General features: G+C 40.7%; 16 protein-coding genes and 1 riboswitch. Of the genes, 11 read left to right on the top strand and 5 right to left on the bottom strand.

All coding sequences use genetic code 11. The features are described from left to right. Positions 1–184 precede the first annotated feature (184 nt). The 5 genes from J7E32_RS05800 to J7E32_RS05780 are packed head-to-tail and all read left to right on the top strand — an operon-like array spanning position 185 to position 6,236. Positions 185–949, top strand: coding sequence for a hypothetical protein (locus J7E32_RS05800; protein WP_214904927.1), 765 nt, complete (start codon positions 185–187; stop codon positions 947–949). A gap of 47 nt (positions 950–996) precedes the next feature. Beyond that, on the top strand, positions 997–1,329 hold the full coding sequence (locus tag J7E32_RS05795) for a hypothetical protein (protein WP_286182757.1): 333 nt from the start codon (positions 997–999) through the stop codon (positions 1,327–1,329). A 29-nt stretch (positions 1,330–1,358) separates the two neighbouring features. Next, positions 1,359–1,652, top strand: a complete 294-nt coding sequence (locus J7E32_RS05790) for a hypothetical protein (protein ID WP_214904925.1) — start codon at positions 1,359–1,361, stop codon at positions 1,650–1,652. A gap of 23 nt (positions 1,653–1,675) precedes the next feature. After that, positions 1,676–5,359 (top strand): multicopper oxidase domain-containing protein, encoded by a 3,684-nt coding sequence (locus tag J7E32_RS05785; RefSeq protein WP_214904923.1) that lies wholly within the window; start codon positions 1,676–1,678, stop codon positions 5,357–5,359. Then, positions 5,343–6,236: a hypothetical protein gene (locus J7E32_RS05780; protein ID WP_214904921.1), complete on the top strand. Its 894-nt coding sequence runs from the start codon at positions 5,343–5,345 to the stop codon at positions 6,234–6,236. The genes J7E32_RS05785 and J7E32_RS05780 overlap by 17 nt, the downstream gene beginning before the upstream one ends. Positions 6,237–6,265: 29 nt before the next feature. Here J7E32_RS05780 and J7E32_RS05775 read toward each other — a convergent pair whose 3' ends face one another. Beyond that, positions 6,266–6,787: a hypothetical protein gene (locus J7E32_RS05775; protein WP_214904918.1), complete on the bottom strand. Its 522-nt coding sequence runs from the start codon at positions 6,785–6,787 to the stop codon at positions 6,266–6,268. A 294-nt stretch (positions 6,788–7,081) separates the two neighbouring features. Continuing rightward, positions 7,082–7,124, top strand: a riboswitch (PreQ1 riboswitch). A gap of 53 nt (positions 7,125–7,177) precedes the next feature. Between J7E32_RS05775 and queC the strand changes: the two genes are divergently transcribed. Beyond that, a complete protein-coding gene (gene queC, locus J7E32_RS05770) occupies positions 7,178–7,837 on the top strand; it encodes a 7-cyano-7-deazaguanine synthase QueC (RefSeq protein ID WP_214904915.1) in 660 nt (219 codons plus the stop codon). Positions 7,838–7,898: 61 nt separating this feature from the next. Continuing rightward, complete coding sequence (locus tag J7E32_RS05765) at positions 7,899–8,438, top strand: VUT family protein (RefSeq protein WP_214905045.1); 540 nt, start codon at positions 7,899–7,901, stop codon at positions 8,436–8,438. Positions 8,439–8,456: 18 nt separating this feature from the next. On the opposite strand, the gene J7E32_RS05760 is transcribed toward J7E32_RS05765, so the two are convergent. The 3 genes from J7E32_RS05760 to J7E32_RS05750 form a co-directional block, all read right to left on the bottom strand. Continuing rightward, positions 8,457–9,476: a hypothetical protein gene (locus J7E32_RS05760; RefSeq protein ID WP_214904912.1), complete on the bottom strand. Its 1,020-nt coding sequence runs from the start codon at positions 9,474–9,476 to the stop codon at positions 8,457–8,459. Further along, positions 9,473–10,399, bottom strand: a complete 927-nt coding sequence (locus J7E32_RS05755) for an ABC transporter permease family protein (protein WP_214904909.1) — start codon at positions 10,397–10,399, stop codon at positions 9,473–9,475. Before J7E32_RS05755 ends, J7E32_RS05760 begins: the two co-directional genes overlap by 4 nt. A gap of 593 nt (positions 10,400–10,992) precedes the next feature. After that, on the bottom strand, positions 10,993–11,826 hold the full coding sequence (locus tag J7E32_RS05750; RefSeq protein WP_214905043.1) for an SDR family oxidoreductase: 834 nt from the start codon (positions 11,824–11,826) through the stop codon (positions 10,993–10,995). A 133-nt stretch (positions 11,827–11,959) separates the two neighbouring features. On the opposite strand from J7E32_RS05750, the gene J7E32_RS05745 reads away from it, so the two are divergent. The 4 genes from J7E32_RS05745 (at position 11,960) to J7E32_RS05730 (ending at position 15,458) form a co-directional block, all read left to right on the top strand. Further along, entirely contained in the window at positions 11,960–12,250 is a 291-nt protein-coding gene (locus J7E32_RS05745; protein ID WP_214904907.1) for a hypothetical protein, read from the top strand. 315 nt (positions 12,251–12,565) lie between these two features. Continuing rightward, entirely contained in the window at positions 12,566–13,600 is a 1,035-nt protein-coding gene (gene desA / locus J7E32_RS05740; protein ID WP_214904904.1) for a Delta(5) desaturase DesA, read from the top strand. A 122-nt stretch (positions 13,601–13,722) separates the two neighbouring features. Beyond that, the gene (locus J7E32_RS05735) at positions 13,723–14,862 is read left to right on the top strand and encodes a sensor histidine kinase (protein WP_214904902.1); all 1,140 of its coding nucleotides are present in this window, start codon (positions 13,723–13,725) and stop codon (positions 14,860–14,862) included. Continuing rightward, on the top strand, positions 14,859–15,458 hold the full coding sequence (locus J7E32_RS05730) for a response regulator transcription factor (protein WP_214904900.1): 600 nt from the start codon (positions 14,859–14,861) through the stop codon (positions 15,456–15,458). The genes J7E32_RS05735 and J7E32_RS05730 overlap by 4 nt, the downstream gene beginning before the upstream one ends. A gap of 27 nt (positions 15,459–15,485) precedes the next feature. On the opposite strand, the gene J7E32_RS05725 is transcribed toward J7E32_RS05730, so the two are convergent. Further along, complete coding sequence (locus tag J7E32_RS05725; protein WP_023614140.1) at positions 15,486–15,860, bottom strand: nucleotide excision repair endonuclease; 375 nt, start codon at positions 15,858–15,860, stop codon at positions 15,486–15,488. Positions 15,861–16,181: the final 321 nt, after the last annotated feature.

Genomic DNA, 16,181 nt, shown 5'->3' with positions numbered 1-16,181 from the left:
GTATGCGGACAAAAAATTAATTGGGTAAAAAATCACAATCCATTCCGGCATGACACATCACCTCTACTGTTCAATGTATTCATAACTAAACACGAGGTGTTTGAATTTTTTTCCAAATATAATAACAATTATGATATTTGCCTCATAAGATAATGGGAAAATTTGTTCGAAAGGGGGCAAACCATTGCGTACCGGTATGCGTCATTCGGATTATTTAAAAAACCTATTAGAGGACAGAAGGAATGAAGTCAGGAATGTTGATCCTATTCACGAAGTCGGAAATCAAATCACATCTCCACCAAGTGCAACACCACTAGAAGAGAATAAAATCATAGCCGAATACCTGGAACAAAAAAACCTTCACACACTGGCGAATGCTGTTCCTGAATTTAAGAAGACTTTGATTTTAAAGAAATTCTTTAAGATGAAACGGAATCAAGAAGTGGTAGTCTATATTGAACATCAAGGTACCACTTTGGAAACCTCAGGGAAGGTCAATGCGATTGGAAGAGATTTCGTCATACTCACGAATTTAAAGGACCGAACCTGGATCCCATATAAGACAATATTATCAGCAAATTCTCCATCCGGAGTGCCTACCTATGAAAATGCCCACCAAAATTTTATCTATGATAATGACTTAAAACAAAAACTGACTACGAATTTTGGTGAAACAGTTGCCAAACGGGATGTTTTAATTCAGCAATTTTTCGAAGAATCCCTTAGGGGGAACCTTGAGAGATGGAAAGGAGTATGGGTCAAAGCTGTTACTCCTGAAGAAACAGTCTGGGGCAAAATCGTCTCGGTGACTGAAGAAAGTGTGTTATTACAATCTGTTGGATCAAATAGACAAATTGCTTTCAATGATTTATCACACCTCATATCTGCCCGTCTTTTTAATCGGGTCCTTTTAATGGGGAAGAATATGTTACAGTCTCTATTCCGTTAGGTTCCTTATTTCCTTTGAGTTCTGATTTCCGAGAAAGGGTGAAATACATGCATGACTTTCAATTAAAATCATTATCGCCTGTTTCTAATGCCATTAAAGCCAATGACCCTTTATTTGACTTTTTTTACGAGAATATGGGTAAGCAAATGCTGATTATTACGGAATCATCACAAATAAATATATTGGGGCAAACATTCAGGCCGATTTTCTGCGGAAAAATCGCTGAAGTTGAACCTGGCCATTTAACACTATCACCCGTAACAATCAAAATCTTGAATGCACCGTTTCATAAATTCCCAATTCCTATATCCATTCCGTTTGAAAAGATTGCCCATTTTACAACCGATGTCGATTGTTCGATGAGAATACCATTAGTTTAAATAAACAAGTAAGGGAGGCGTTATTTCTTATGTCCGTAGATTATTCAAAAATGACAGATGTAAATGAAATCCATGACTCAGCTATTTTGGAGCACTTCAGAAATGGAATTGGCCACAAAACGCTTGTTATTTCTCCATCCTATCCGTATTTGTTCGTTGGCATCATCAAGGAATTGATTGGTGATACCGTAAAAATCGATGTTGAGACCACTCACTTTGCTCAATTAGAAAACCGCGAATGGTACATTCACATTCATAATATAGAAGTTTTCTATATTGAAAGACCAGGTGCGCCTAAAATTCCAAAGCTCGAGGACTATTAGATACCTATGAAGGGGGGAAATACATGTTACGAAAATATCATGTTGTCGGAATTTCAACGAGAATAGTAGTTAATACGTTCGGTGATCACAATCCTAATGGAAGAATTTATGTCTTGAAGGAAAATGAGTCAAAGCTTAAAGACCTCGTTCGAAAGAACCCTTACAAACCAATTGATTTAGTACAACCGTTAGCTATTCGCGCCAACGAAGGGGATATAGTTGAAATACTTTTTGAAAACCAGATTCCTTTTTCAGCAGGAATGCACTTCCAGGAAGCTGATTATAATGTTCTGTCATCCGACGGAGCGGATGCAGGATATAATCCTGATACAACGGTAGAACCAGGCGGGAAGATTGTTTACCGGATTAATGCTACTCAGGAAGGTATCTACTTCTTCACCGACCTGGGCAATGTTTCAAGCACAGAAAAAGGATCAAGTGTCCAGGGATTATTCGGGGCGCTGCTTGTCCAAAAAAGGGGTTCTAGCTGGACTGATCCTGTTACGGGCGGACCAATCAATAGTGGTGTGTATGCTGACATACATCATCCTCTTCTGCCATCTTTCAGGGAGTATGCCTGGTTCTTCAATGATGAAATGGAAATTAAGGATTTAACAGGGAACCGGCCGTTCAACCCAATGACGAACCAGGAAGCTGAATCCTTCCATGGAGTGAATCTTCGCTATGAACCTATGACAAACCGTAAAAGACTGATGGAGGCGGGAGTGGTATGTCCGGATTGTGATTCAGAAGAGGTCCATCATGATTCATGGGTTTTTGGTGATCCGGCCACTCCGATATTAAGGGGGTATGTAGGGGACCCGGCAATCATCAGGCTAATCCATGGCGGCGTAAAGGAAACTCATGTATTTCACTACCATGTCCATCAATGGCTGGGTGATTCCAGCAATATTAATGCGGAAATTCTGGATGCCCAATCCATTAGCCCGCAAACACATTATTCCATTCAGCCGCTTTATGGATTAGGGAGCCTGCATGGTGCCATTGGAGATTCCATAATCCATTGCCACCTGTACCCGCATTTCGGCATAGGCATGTGGGGAATCAACAGGGTTTTTAATACACTACAGGATGGAAGCCAATGTTATCCGAATGGTGTTCGTATTGATGCCCTAAAACCTCTGCCAGACCGTCCTGCACCACCAAAGCCAACCCCTGAAAAGCCAGGATTCCCTAATTTCATACCAGGAAAAGTTGGCTATAAAGCACCAAGGCCGCCATTAGGAATTGTCGGTGGCCGGGAGATGACTGAACTGGAACGGAATGCAGCAATTCCCAATCCCCGTCCGGGTGCAGTTTTTGTTGACCCTTGCCTAGACCAGGACCCAGTGGTAGTCGAATTCAATGTCTCTGCGATTGAGATGCCTGTAGTATATAACAAACAGGGCTGGCATGATCCGAAGGCAAGATTTTATGTGATGGATGAAGATCTGGATGATATCCTTTCGGGAAAAAAAGAGCCAGAGCCGCTAGTCTTCCATGTTCCTGCTGGTACATGTATAAGGATGAATTATACAAATCGTATGCCTCATATTCTTGATGGTGACGCTTTCCAGCTGGTGACAAGGACGTATGAAAATGGTTTTCACATTCACTTTGTAAAATTTGATGTCCTTGCCTGCGATGGAGGAAATGTAGGATGGAATTATGACAGTGCTGTTCTTCCTGGCCAGACCATCCGCTATGAGTGGTATGCGGAAACCGAGTTAAAAGCTTTTTTCTTTCATGATCATCTATTTGCTAACTCGCACCAGCAGCATGGCGTTTTCGGAGCAGGCATCATTCAGCCGCGATTCTCCAGATTTCTAGATTCTAGAACTGGTGATGAGGTGGACCATGGAACCCAGATTTCTGTCGAACACCCGTTAATCCCGGATTATCGTGACCAGACTCTTTTCGTCCATGATTTTGCACTTTTATTCGATAAGAATGGCCGTCCAATCCAGCCGCCAAAGTACCCAGGTTCCGAGGATGATCCGGGTGTTTTTGGTGTCAATTATAAATGTGAACCTTTGAAGTTCAGGCTGGGTGAAGATTGTGATCCTGCCTATTCCTTCAGTTCCTATGTACATGGTGATCCTGTAACACCAATACTAAAAGCCTATGAAGGAGACCCGATCAGAATCAGGCTATTGCAGGGAGCACATGAGGAATCCCACAGTTTCAACATTCATGGTATAAAGTGGAAAGAAGAACGTCCAGATCTTGGCTCATCCATGAAAGCGCAGCAGCATATCGGAATTTCTGAGTCGTTTACTTTTGAGACTGAGATACCCGCCTCCGGTGATTATCTTTGGGCCTTTGAGGATGAGGAAGATGTTTGGCTCGGGACATGGGGTTTAATCCGGGCGTATAGCTCAAAAATGGATGATTTAATCGTATTGGCTGACCGGGAAGCTCTGCCGGAAGGAACCGCTGAAACTCCAAAGCCGACAGGCAAACCGCCTGAAAAAGCAAACCCTCTCGCCAGTCTTCCCCCAGGGGCTTATAAGGGTTCGCCAGTTAAGAAATTCGAGGTAGTCGCCTTCCAGACACCCATCCAATATAACTCATATGGCGATCATGATCCATTTGGTATTATCTTCGCCCTAAAAGAGGATGTAGAAGATATAGTCTCTGGCAAAAAGAATCCGGTGCCATTAATTTTAAGGGCAAATGTCGGTGACCTTGTAGAGGTCAGCTTGACAAGTGAGCTGAAGAAAGAGCTTTTTCCTTTTCAAGATGGAATCCACCCTTACCCGCCGGTAAAAGAACAATCTTTTTATCCTCCTTCACTAAGGATATCACTCCATACTAGCCTGCTGAATTATGATGTAAAGACATCAAGTGGAGATACAGTTGGTTTCAATCCGGACCAGACGGTCGGCCCCGGTGAGACAATCACTTATAGATGGTTTGTTGATGGCCAGTTTGGAATGTGTTCTATGTGGGACATGGCCGATTTGCGAAATCACCGTTCGTTTGGAACATTTGGTGCTTTTATTGCCGAATCCAGGTTTACAACATACCTGGACCCGCACAGCCTGGAAAAAGTAAATACAGGCGAAAATGTGATTCTTCGTCACCCCTTGCTGCCTGCTACAAGAGATTTCGTCCTCATATTACACGATGGTGTAAGACTGGAGGACAAAGCTGGAAAGGTAATCATTGACCCGATGGATGGGGTTATACCAGATACAGAGGTGCTCGAAGAGGTCGATACGTATGATTATGGTTCAAGGGGATTTAACTACCGTAGTGAGAGGTTGATCAATCGTTACAAGGATCACCCGGTAATGCACGAGCTGTTTTCATCAGAAATTTTCGGGGATCCTGCGACACCATTATTCGAAGCTTATCCGGGCGAGGCAGTGGTTATACGGATTACCACTCCAGCAGAAAGGCGAAGATCCCACACTTTCCACCTTCACGGACATTATTGGAAATTCGACAGTAAAGATCTTGATTCCCGTATACAGTCATTTATTGGCCATATGGTTACTGGCCATACTGATGACTTGCGCTTGATTGGTGGCGCAGGAGGAGTTTTCAATTTCCCTGGAGATTACTTGTACCGGTCCGGCAATATCCGCTGGGACATAGAATTGGGTATGTGGGGGATCTTCCGTGTTCATAAGGATACAAAGCAAAATCTGCCACGACTTGAGGAAGTTAAAGGGGAGTGGGACGATGAAAAAAAGGCATAAAATTGAAATCCCAGTTGAGGAGTCTTCAAGCCATGAGCTGATGGAAAGCAGTTCCTCCTCAGCAAACAGCCCAGAAGATGATTACTGTTTTCCTGATGATTGTCCGGAAAGAATCGAAACTCCAAAATTCCCTTCGCCGACATCATGTATGCCTGAAGGTCGGTTGCACGAACTTGAAGAAAAAATCGATGCAGCCAATCGCATGCTATTGGATCTCGGTCTATCAAATGAGCAGTCGGAACTCGGCCGGAGGATTTTATTCGATGGCCTGTCAGGGCAAATGGTGAAGATTAAAATAAACTGTTCAGATTATGATGAGAGCAATACAGAAGCTAGTCCAGCAGATTCAATTGAGGAAGTAATGAACAAGAAGACAGAGAGGAAAAAGCGTTGCAAAAAGAAACGTCTTGCCAAGAAGAAGCTCAAGCATAGGTATAAAAAGAAGAAGCTAAGCAAAAATTTTCTGGAAGGATTTGTACAATTAGTGGGCAGTGACTTTGTCCAGCTCCAGAAAAACAGAAAGACATTCATTATTCCCTTCAATAAAATTTGTCTGGTTTTATCTAAAAAGCCGTATCAACCAACTAGATCCCAACCCCCTTTACTGGATATCGATCCATGTTTCCGGAGGGACCTTACCTTTAGTTTTGGAGAAACAGTAGCTCATGACCCTGAGCTGATCCAAATCTTTTTCAGGATTAAGCTATTTATGTACCTTAAAACATTTACAGATGAAAAAGTAACAATTTATACAAACTCTGAAAAGGTAATAGGTTTATTGGCAGGTCTGGAAAACGGAAACATTAATCTAGTGAGCGATAATGGGGAAATGAAAGAAATTTCCCTTACGTCGTTCTGTTACCTGAAAAAAGCTTGATACACATATAGAATCGCCTGAGCTTTTGCTCAGGCGTTTTTTCCTTCATCCATTTCAAACCAGTTGATTGTATCAAACGGAATCATCCTATACTTCTTTTTTGAATGATTTTCGTTGCCCTTGTTGTTTTCACGGATGACCAGCTCGACGAAATCTGTTCCGACAAAGGAAATACGACCATTGACTTTTTTTACCCTGGAATCACATTCTGACCCAATAATAACCTTGCATCCAAGATAACCTCGCAATACTGCTGCCATTTTGTGCCGCAAACCACCGAGGCGGACGCTGAAATGCCTGCTGCATAACTCTCGATCAGCGAAATTATAGCGACGGTCGAAAATGACCGGGACACAATCATCTTTATAGCTATGGCAATATCCATGACGCGATCCTGATTCCAGCTCATCCAAGTTTGGCCAATCTGTTTGTGAGCCGAAAGAAAAAGCTGACTCAACATCCTGGCAATGTGGATGATCGCAGTCATGGAATTCCTGGGATTTCTGGTCAAAATAATCTCCGCTTTTTGAAAAGTAAGCCCCAATATCCATTTGTATCCTCCTTTTTAGTTTCAGGTAATAGGTGCCTGTATTTATTCTATTCCCGGAATAGATTTTCGAATGAGCAAGATGCCCTGTTGGTAAAGTTCAACATGGAGAGTATTCTATAATATGGAGTAATTGTATTGGTTGGACTAGTTCTAATTATGGAAGAAACACATATCGAGATTGATGGTTAATGTGCATCAGGATCGGTGAAATCTGAGAAATGAAGGTATAAAAGATGCTTTCCTTTTATAAAATGTATGGTAAAATAGAAAAGTCAAAATTACATATTCCGTTCTGACGGAAGAGGTTCTAGCTACCCTCTCAAAAAAACTAAGGGAAAACAGTACTGCTGTCTTAGTGGTACTGTTTTTTCTGTTGTAAAGGAGTTTTCTAATGAAAAACGAAAAAGCTGTTGTCGTATTCAGCGGCGGACAGGACAGTACGACTTGCTTGTTTTGGGCCATGAAGGAATTTGGAGAAGTTGAAGCAGTCACTTTCGATTACAACCAGCGGCATCGGACAGAAATACAATGCGCTGAAGAAATCGCCAGCGAGCTTGGAATCAAGCACCATGTTCTCGATATGAGTCTGCTTAACCAACTTGCTCCTAACGCACTCACTCGAAATGACATCGATGTGAAGGATGGGGAAGACGGAGAGCTACCTTCAACCTTTGTGCCCGGGAGAAATTTATTGTTTTTATCCTTTGCTGGAGTGCTCGCAAGTCAAGTAAAAGCAAAGCACATTGTAACAGGTGTGTGCGAAACCGACTTCAGCGGCTATCCAGATTGCCGGGACGTGTTCATAAAATCAATGAATGTAACGCTTAACCTATCAATGGATCAGAACTTTGTCATTCATACACCATTAATGTGGCTGAATAAGGCAGAAACCTGGAAGATGGCTGATGAACTAGAAGCTTTTGAATTTATCCGGTCAAGAACATTGACTTGCTATAACGGAATCATTGCAGATGGCTGCGGGGTTTGTCCTGCCTGCAAGTTACGGAAAAAAGGGCTGGATGAGTTCCTCGCAGGGGATCTTGATGAATAATTTCAGCATATCCGATTTCATGCAAAAATAGATAATGATATTAATAGACGGAGGTAAGATGATGAGAATCTTTTTATATTTAATTTCAATTGTTACTGCCAATGTGATTACTGCGGCTCTTGCGCCACTTCATTTTGGAATGTTCATTGTGCCGATGGGGACATTGCTGATAGGGGCCACATTCATTTTCCGTGACCTTGTGCAGAATAAGTACGGCCGTGCGAAAACTTATATGTTCATCGGCTTAGCACTCGTTCTTTCAGCTATTGTTTCGTATATACTTGGAGATACACTTACGATTGTATTTGCTTCAGCATTGAGCTTCGCTGTTGCTGAGACAACTGATACTGAAATTTACACAAGGCTTAAGCTTCCAATGAGCTGGAGAATCTTTTACAGCGGATTAGTGGGGGGCCTCTTGGATTCAGTAATATTTGTCGTAATCGGATTAAGTCCGCTTGGAGCAAACTTCCTTCCGTGGGAAGCTGTTCCCGCAGCGATATTAGGCCAGGTTATCGTAAAAACAGCGATACAGGGAGTCGGCGCAATGCTGCTTAACCCTATTAGTAACATTTTCAATAATAAAGCGATGTCAAACTAGGAATAAAAGGTGCCCGATCTATTGATCGGGCACCTTTTGTTGGATTGGGATGAATTTTGCCGAAGGAATATTATCATCGTCTTCTTTTATATCTTGTTGTTTTGTTTTGGGATATGACAGGCCTGATTGTTCAGGTTGTCTTTCCATATTAGTGATTATTTCATTCTTGATTACAATAACAAGGATGAAAATTACTAGCAGCAACCCCATGGAACTGAAGGCGACCCATGGAGCATTTTTAAGTGTCCAGAAATTTTGGCCTGTGAGTCCTGCAAGTTCATTGGTGATGGACTTTGGATAAGACGTATTATAAATCTTTTCCTCATGGCGTCCACCGAGAAAAAGACGAAATATGGCCAATCCCATCAATATTTGCAGGGTTTGTAATACCTGCTGGACGAACAACAGAATCAAATGAGGTTTAAGGTGTGGCAGGATCTGCACTCTTACAATATGAAATTTACTTCCTCCTAGCAATGCTGAACATGTCACATACGATTTCGTGCTGATTTCCTTAACTAAATCTGTTGTGAAGAAAAAGACAGCGGGAAAGCCAAGAAGGAATAAAACAATCAACTGGTATTCGATTTTAACGATTACGGGTATATTGTTAAAAGGAAAAATGACAGAATCCATCAATATGACAGCGACCAGCAGTAAAGGGACATAATGAAAAGGCAGGAAAAAGGCCTTAACAAATGCTTTTATGGCAGGTACCCAGGTTTCAGTGATTAAGCCTAACACGGCGCCAATGATTACTCTTGCTAGAGAAACAATAAATACAGCTGCAATGGTATATTTCAGTCCATCTAAAATCAGAAGCAAATTATCCCGAGCATCACGGTCAGTACCCAGAAGAAAGTCTTTACTGGGAGGATAAGGTGGATTTTCCAGGACGTCTCCGTTTTCATCATATAGCTGGTCAAGCATCGAACGATAATCCTCAGGACCAATATAATCATAGAGAATACTGGCAATCAATAAGGCCAGCAAGACAGCGAGGCTGATTTTGGTTTTACGATATGTTGGTAATTTCATAACTGGAATTCTCCTCTTTTCCTGATCACAGTCACTTTAACGATTAGTTTGATAACGTACTCAAGGATAATTACCGGGAAAATTAAAATTCCAATTCCATAGATTAGCGGCAATACATGTTGTCCTCTGAAGACCTGTTCAAAGATTTGGTTTGATAGTGCAATATTGTAATGATACATATGTTCGACCAGGATCAAATTGGAAAGCATCATATAAAGGGTGACCCGGAATTTAAGCGATAAAACAGGCAGTACATTCCGCAGCATGTAAACAGCATATAAATAAGACTTGGATAAGCCTTTAGAATATCCTAACTGGACGTATTGAGCCTGTTCTTCGTCTTCCATACATTTGATTAAATATAAGCCAAAAAGGACTGCAGGCAAAAAAGAGATAACGATGACAGGGAAAGCGACAGGCTGTGAAGAACCAAATCCATACATTGGAAAAATTTTAAAGTTAAATTCCTGCAACAGGTAGATGTTAAGCATATTAATGATGAAAATGAACAAAAGGTCAGGAAGTCCTTCAAAATAATCCAGAAATTGATGAAAACTTCTCCTTAATTTAATTGGTAACAAGATTACCAGGAATCCAATCATGCTTCCCAGCATAATGATTGCCACTAGTGAAATGCCTAGAACTTTATAGGAAGCTATAAAACTATCCAAAGCATTCGGTTCTTTGACAAATTCAAAAATACTTTTAAAACTGAATTCAGTTAATTGAGCAAAAATTGTTTCCATCTGCAGCTGAAACCCATGAAAAGATATCGCTAAATGTTCACCTGGCTTTCTATCAAAATTAAATAGAGCAGTGAAAGAAAGCAGAAAGCTTATTCCGAGCAAGAAAGCTCCTATCAAGGCTAGGATGTAAAGTGCCTTCACCAATATAATTTTAAATATCCATAAACCATTATTCATGACTATTCTCCCTTCAGACCTATTAAATTTCTCTCTTGTGGTAAAAAAACCTTTTTTTGTAAGACGATTTTTTTAAATTGTTGGTTGCACAATCCCCTCAGTCTGGGAATGAAAACGGCAAAATAAAAAACTCTTTTCAAAAGAAAAGAGCGGAGTGGGGAAAGAAAAATTTAAATTTGTGTAGGGGCTTCGAGGGCAGAATCGTACCCTTATGCAGGGTTTTTGGTCCATATAAGGGTGCAATTAAAGGTAGAATCGTACCCTTATAAAGGGTTCCTGGTCCATATAAGGGTACAATTAAGGTAGAATCGTACCCTTATGCAGGGTTTTTGGTCCATATAAGGGTACAATTAAGGTAGAATCGTACCCTTATGCAGGGTTCTTGGTCCAAATAAGGGTACAATTAAGCTTGAATCATACCCTTATGCAGGGTTACCGGAACATATTAGGGTACAATTAAGCTTGAATCATACCCTTATGCAGGGTTACCAAATCATATAAGGATACAATTAAGATGAATTTGTATATCGGATCCTAAGAACTCTTTATACAGAGCAGACCCAGTCAAAATATGATTTTTTTCGGTTGGCACATTATAACTTTAGTTTTTTCAATACGATTCTTTCGATTGTTTTCCAGGGGAGATAGTTCTTTAATTGAAGCATGGTCTTGACTCCTTTTCCAATAGGGTACCTCAGTTTTGGTGTGCTTTCATTTGAAGCAATTGACGCTGCTAGCCTGGCAACGTCGAGTGGATCTCCGTAAGAATCTTGCCCGGCTGTTAATGTTTCCATTATCGAATCCTTCAGCAATTCATATGGTGAATCATTTGGCAGTGATACGTTTTCGATGCTTTGCCAGATGTTTGTTTTGTAAGAACCCGGTTCGATAAGGACTACATCTATTCCAAAAGGTTTTAACTCTAGCCTTAAACTTTCGCTGTATCCTTCAAGGGCATGTTTAGAAGAAACGTAGGGAGACAATCCGGGGAATCCAAATCTGCCGCTGATGCTGCTCATATTGATGATTTTACCCGACCCCTGCCTGCGCATGGCAGGGAGGACAGCCTGCGTGACAGCGATAACGCCAAAGAAGTTCGTTTCAAATTGACTTCGATATTCATCCACTGTCAATTCCTCAGAAAACCCACCCTGAGCATATCCCGCATTGTTGACGAGCACATTTACAGAAACAAGGGATTGCACAAACACTTTAAATTTCTCGATTGATTCTTGCATCGTAACATCCAATGGAAAAACAGTAATCTTATCTGTCACATTTTCAGCGGCTGCTAGTTGCAGCAAGTTTTCTTTTTTATTGAGGTTTCGCATTGTTGCGATCACCTGAAAACCTGATTTTGCCAACTCGATGGCGATCAATTCACCAAATCCGCCTGAGGAGCCAGTTACAATGGCTGTTTTCAATATTGTTTCACCTTCTTAACTGTCTTTTTTACTATATTACAGTTAAAAAATTATTTTGAACATAAACATATGTATCTTTCTAGCATTCATGGAAAAAATCTAATACTGTGGATTTTCCAAGAAAAGGAGCATGCATATGACGAAGATAGAAGCGCTCAAAGTCCTCAATCTTATTGAAAAAGTTTATCCGCTTGTAACATTGAAGAGTGAAACGATTCTTATGTGGATGACCAAATGTGAGTCAATGGATTACAGCAAGGTGCTAAATAAACTGACACTTCATATAAGGAGTAATCCCTATCCTCCCGTTGCACAAGAGATCTTAGGGAAGTCTTGTAATGAAGGCATATATTTTGAGTGGCTGGATGAATATTCAATCAGAACAGAAAAGACAAAGGATTTTATGCCAAACAGCAAAAATATTTAGTGTGAACTCTAATTTTGTGTTTGATATTGGATAAGTCGGGTAATTTTTCAGATGAAAAATAAGTTTCAGCAGATAAAGGAGGTTTCGAATTTTTAGCAATGGTATTACTAATTTAGCCCTTTTTAAAAAAATATCAACAAATATTATTACCTGGTACCAATGAAAGAACCTTGATATAACAAGGTTTTAAGGAAGGATTCTAACGAAACATGACATTTATCATGTGTCATGCATGACACCTGCTACTGCACAGAATCATTTCCCTTGTTTATAATTTGGTTAACTAACAAATCCGAAAGGGGAATTAATATCAAGATGGCAACTCACAACGCAAAAGAACTTAGAAAACAGGTCGCCCCTTATGAAAGCTCTAACATTAAAGATAGTATCATACAAATAATCAATACGGTCATTCCATTTTTGGTTTTATGGTTTCTGGCCTACAAAAGCCTTGAGATTTCCTATTTGTTGACTCTTGGAATCGCTGTTCTTGCAGCTGGTTTCATGATCAGGATCTTCATTATCTTCCATGACTGTACGCATCATTCATTCTTTAAAAATCGTACAGCAAACAAAGTGATTGGTACACTGACGGGAGTTTTGACATTGTTCCCGTATAGCCAATGGGGACATGAACATTCTGTTCATCACGCAACGAGCAGCAACTTGGACAAGCGCGGGACAGGCGACATCTGGGTATTGACAGTTGACGAATATATGGATGCTCCAATGTGGAAGAAGCTTGCATATAGAATGTACCGCAATCCGTTGGTGATGTTTGTTCTGGGACCGATTTATATCGTTTTGATCACAAACCGTTTTAACCGGAAAGGTGCAAGGATGAAGGAGCGCCTGAACACTTATTTAACGAATGTGTTGATTTTCGGAATTGCTGGTCTTATGATTTGGGCAATTGGCTGGAAGGCATTCATAATGGTTGAAGGTCCAATCTTCTTCATTGCAGGAATGTTCGGCATTTGGCTATTTTATGTACAGCATACATTCGAAGATTCTTATTTCGAAGCTGATAAGGATTGGGAATACGTAAGAGCTGCGGTGGAAGGAAGTTCTTTTTATCAGCTGCCTAAAGTGCTACAGTGGATTACTGGCAACATCGGCTATCACCATGTTCATCATTTAAGCCCAAGGGTTCCAAATTATAAGCTTGAAGAGGTCCACAAAAACACAAAGCCTTTGCAAAATGTGCCGACAATAACACTTTCTACAAGCTTAACATCCCTGAAGTTCCGTTTGTGGGATGAACGGAATAAGCAGTTTATCAGCTTTAAGGAAATGAAAGCATATAAGCAAAACAGTAAAATGACGGCTCAGACGAAGCCTGAACTTTAATCTCAGCTCCCCTTATTCCTGGATGCACTACTTCTGGAATAAGGGGAGTGATTTTTTATGAGCTGACAAATTTTTCATATGGTAAAATAAACGTATAAATGTTTAAAAGCAGAGGTTCTGATATGATTAAAAATTTTCTCAATTCGCTTAGAAGTACCGGCATTTCACCATACATTTGGACAATCCTTGCTATATTGCCTTTTTACTTCATATGGCAGATGCCAACAACAATCAGCAAAGTGGTCGGCATCATCCTGACCCTATTGTTCTTTCTCGTATACTGGGTGGCCTTTGTCTCAAAAGGCTGGACAGTATATCTATGGACTTGTATATTGATCGGAATTTCCATAGCATCGACAAGTCTTTTCAGTTACATATATTTCGCGTTTTTTATTGCATATTTTATTGGAAATATCAAAGACCGGCTTCCATTCCTTGTTCTTTATTTCATCCATCTAATAGGGACATCTATCGTCATTAACTTTGAAATTGTCCTGAAGGAAGATTTTTTCATCAAACAGCTGCCAATCATTGTGATTGTATGGATCGGTGTCATCCTGCTTCCGTTTAGTATCCATAACAGAAATGAAAGAGGAGAACTGGAAGAGAAGCTTGAGGATGCGAACAAGCGGATTTCAGATCTTGTTAAAATAGAGGAACGACAGAGGATTGCCCGTGATCTACATGATACTCTCGGTCAAAAACTATCCCTGATCGGGCTCAAAAGTGACTTAGCACGGAAATTAATCAATAAAGATCCAGAACTGGCAAAAGAAGAATTGAAGGATGTCCAGCAAACGGCGAGAACCGCACTGAATGAAGTAAGAAAAATGGTTGCCGAAATGAGAGGGATCCGGGTCCGCGACGAACTGATACATGTCAGCCAAATGTTAAAAGCTGCTGAGATCAAGTTTATCGGTGATGAAGAGGAATTTAATCTCAACAACGTGTCCTTGTTGTCAGAGAATATCCTTAGCATGTGTTTAAAAGAGGCAGTTACGAACGTAGTAAAGCATAGTAAGGCATCAACCTGCAGCATCTCCATAAAGCAAACAGAGAAGGAGCTAGTTGCGGAAGTAAGCGATAATGGGGTCGGGGATATAACAGATGAGGACCTGTATAAAGGCAGTGGACTTCATGGCATGAGAGAACGTCTCGAGTTCGTGAATGGCACCCTCGATATATTTTCTAAGGACGGTACGACGCTGTTGATTAAGATTCCTAAAGTATTAAAACAAACGGGCGGGGAGGACCTGATATGATTCGCATTGTGATTGCAGAGGACCAGCGTATGCTGTTGGGGGCATTAGGCTCTCTGCTGAGTCTTGAGGATGATATGGAAGTCGTGGGAAAGGCAAGCAATGGAGAGGAAGCTGTCGCGCTTGCTAAGGAGCTAAAACCGGATATCTGTGTGATGGATATTGAAATGCCTGGAAAAACAGGACTGGAAGCGGCTGAAGAATTGAAAGGGCTGGGATGCAAGGTTATTATTCTTACAACGTTTGCGCGTTCAGGATATTTTCAGCGTGCGCTGAAAGCTGGTGTGAGTGGGTATCTGCTAAAGGATAGCCCATCTGAGGAGCTTGCGAGCTCGATTCGCAGTGTAATGAGCGGGAGACGCGTATACGCACCAGAACTCATGGACGATGTATACAGCGAAGAAAATCCGCTGACTGAACGTGAAATGGAAGTGCTTGAGCTGGTGGCAGATGGGAAAAATACAAAGGAAATCGCGGGACAGCTAAGTTTAACGACAGGCACAGTAAGAAATTATATCTCAACGATCTTAGATAAGCTTCAAGTAACCAACAGAATTGAAGCAATCACCCAATCAAAGGAAAAAGGGTGGTTTAAGTAAATAAAAGAGCCTGGAATTCAGGCTCTTTTATTTATAAAATACCTTATCAATATTGTACTTGGCTTTAAGTACGTTGATTGCATAGGTTTCATAGATTTCTCTGTCGATAGGATCTACCACGGTAATGACAGCTATCTTGTTGACTTCATGACGATGGTTCTTAATAGGGGAAACATTATCCTCGAAATGTTTTTTTACGCGAGGTCTAAGCTTACGCGCTTTCCCCACAAACATCAATTCATCGTCTGCGTCGAAAAACATGATGATTCCGCCTTTATCCCTTGGAATCCGATGGTAATCCGTAAAACCATATTCACTGCTGATAACCGCTTCAACCTTTTCTCCTAATTGTTTGCTTCGTGTAATGACTACGTCTGGTGCTGGCAGTTCAATCTTAATCACTTATAATCACTTCCTATTCTTCAATTAATAAATCGTACCACAGCCAAATATGAAAATCCACATATTATTATTTTACCCAAACAGAAAGAGCCTGACCCTAAAAAGGACAAGCTACAATAATTTTCTGGAAATTAATTTTCAAATGATGAATTTCTATAGAAAAGCCAAGCTCATTACCGATGCAATGAATCTCATGGAAAGAATGACTATCTGGATTTTTCCGAGGTCATAATTAACTATATGAATTAATAATTGCACTTGATATTTTCTTGCTTAAAAAGCAATAATTAGAAGGATGGTTGGTATAATCCAGCCTATTAT

It is taken from the genome of Bacillus sp. ISL-55, from assembly GCF_018613155.1.
Lineage (GTDB): Bacteria > Bacillota > Bacilli > Bacillales > Cytobacillaceae > Mesobacillus.
Note: the sequence above shows the minus strand (reverse complement) of the source record. Positions and strands in the feature narration are given on the sequence as shown.

Excerpts from the sequence above, each read along its gene's own strand:
- J7E32_RS05735 (WP_214904902.1), top strand. The coding sequence starts at position 13,723 with ATGATTAAAAATTTTCTCAATTCGCTTAGAAGTACCGGCATTTCACCA.
- J7E32_RS05730 (WP_214904900.1), top strand. The coding sequence starts at position 14,859 with ATGATTCGCATTGTGATTGCAGAGGACCAGCGTATGCTGTTGGGGGCA.
- J7E32_RS05765 (WP_214905045.1), top strand. The coding sequence starts at position 7,899 with ATGAGAATCTTTTTATATTTAATTTCAATTGTTACTGCCAATGTGATT.
- queC (WP_214904915.1), top strand. The coding sequence starts at position 7,178 with ATGAAAAACGAAAAAGCTGTTGTCGTATTCAGCGGCGGACAGGACAGT.
- desA (WP_214904904.1), top strand. The coding sequence starts at position 12,566 with ATGGCAACTCACAACGCAAAAGAACTTAGAAAACAGGTCGCCCCTTAT.
- J7E32_RS05790 (WP_214904925.1), top strand. The coding sequence starts at position 1,359 with ATGTCCGTAGATTATTCAAAAATGACAGATGTAAATGAAATCCATGAC.
- J7E32_RS05755 (WP_214904909.1), bottom strand. The coding sequence starts at position 10,399 with ATGAATAATGGTTTATGGATATTTAAAATTATATTGGTGAAGGCACTT.
- J7E32_RS05785 (WP_214904923.1), top strand. The coding sequence starts at position 1,676 with ATGTTACGAAAATATCATGTTGTCGGAATTTCAACGAGAATAGTAGTT.
- J7E32_RS05760 (WP_214904912.1), bottom strand. The coding sequence starts at position 9,476 with ATGAAATTACCAACATATCGTAAAACCAAAATCAGCCTCGCTGTCTTG.
- J7E32_RS05745 (WP_214904907.1), top strand. The coding sequence starts at position 11,960 with ATGACGAAGATAGAAGCGCTCAAAGTCCTCAATCTTATTGAAAAAGTT.
- J7E32_RS05775 (WP_214904918.1), bottom strand. The coding sequence starts at position 6,787 with ATGGATATTGGGGCTTACTTTTCAAAAAGCGGAGATTATTTTGACCAG.
- J7E32_RS05795 (WP_286182757.1), top strand. The coding sequence starts at position 997 with ATGCATGACTTTCAATTAAAATCATTATCGCCTGTTTCTAATGCCATT.
- J7E32_RS05780 (WP_214904921.1), top strand. The coding sequence starts at position 5,343 with ATGAAAAAAAGGCATAAAATTGAAATCCCAGTTGAGGAGTCTTCAAGC.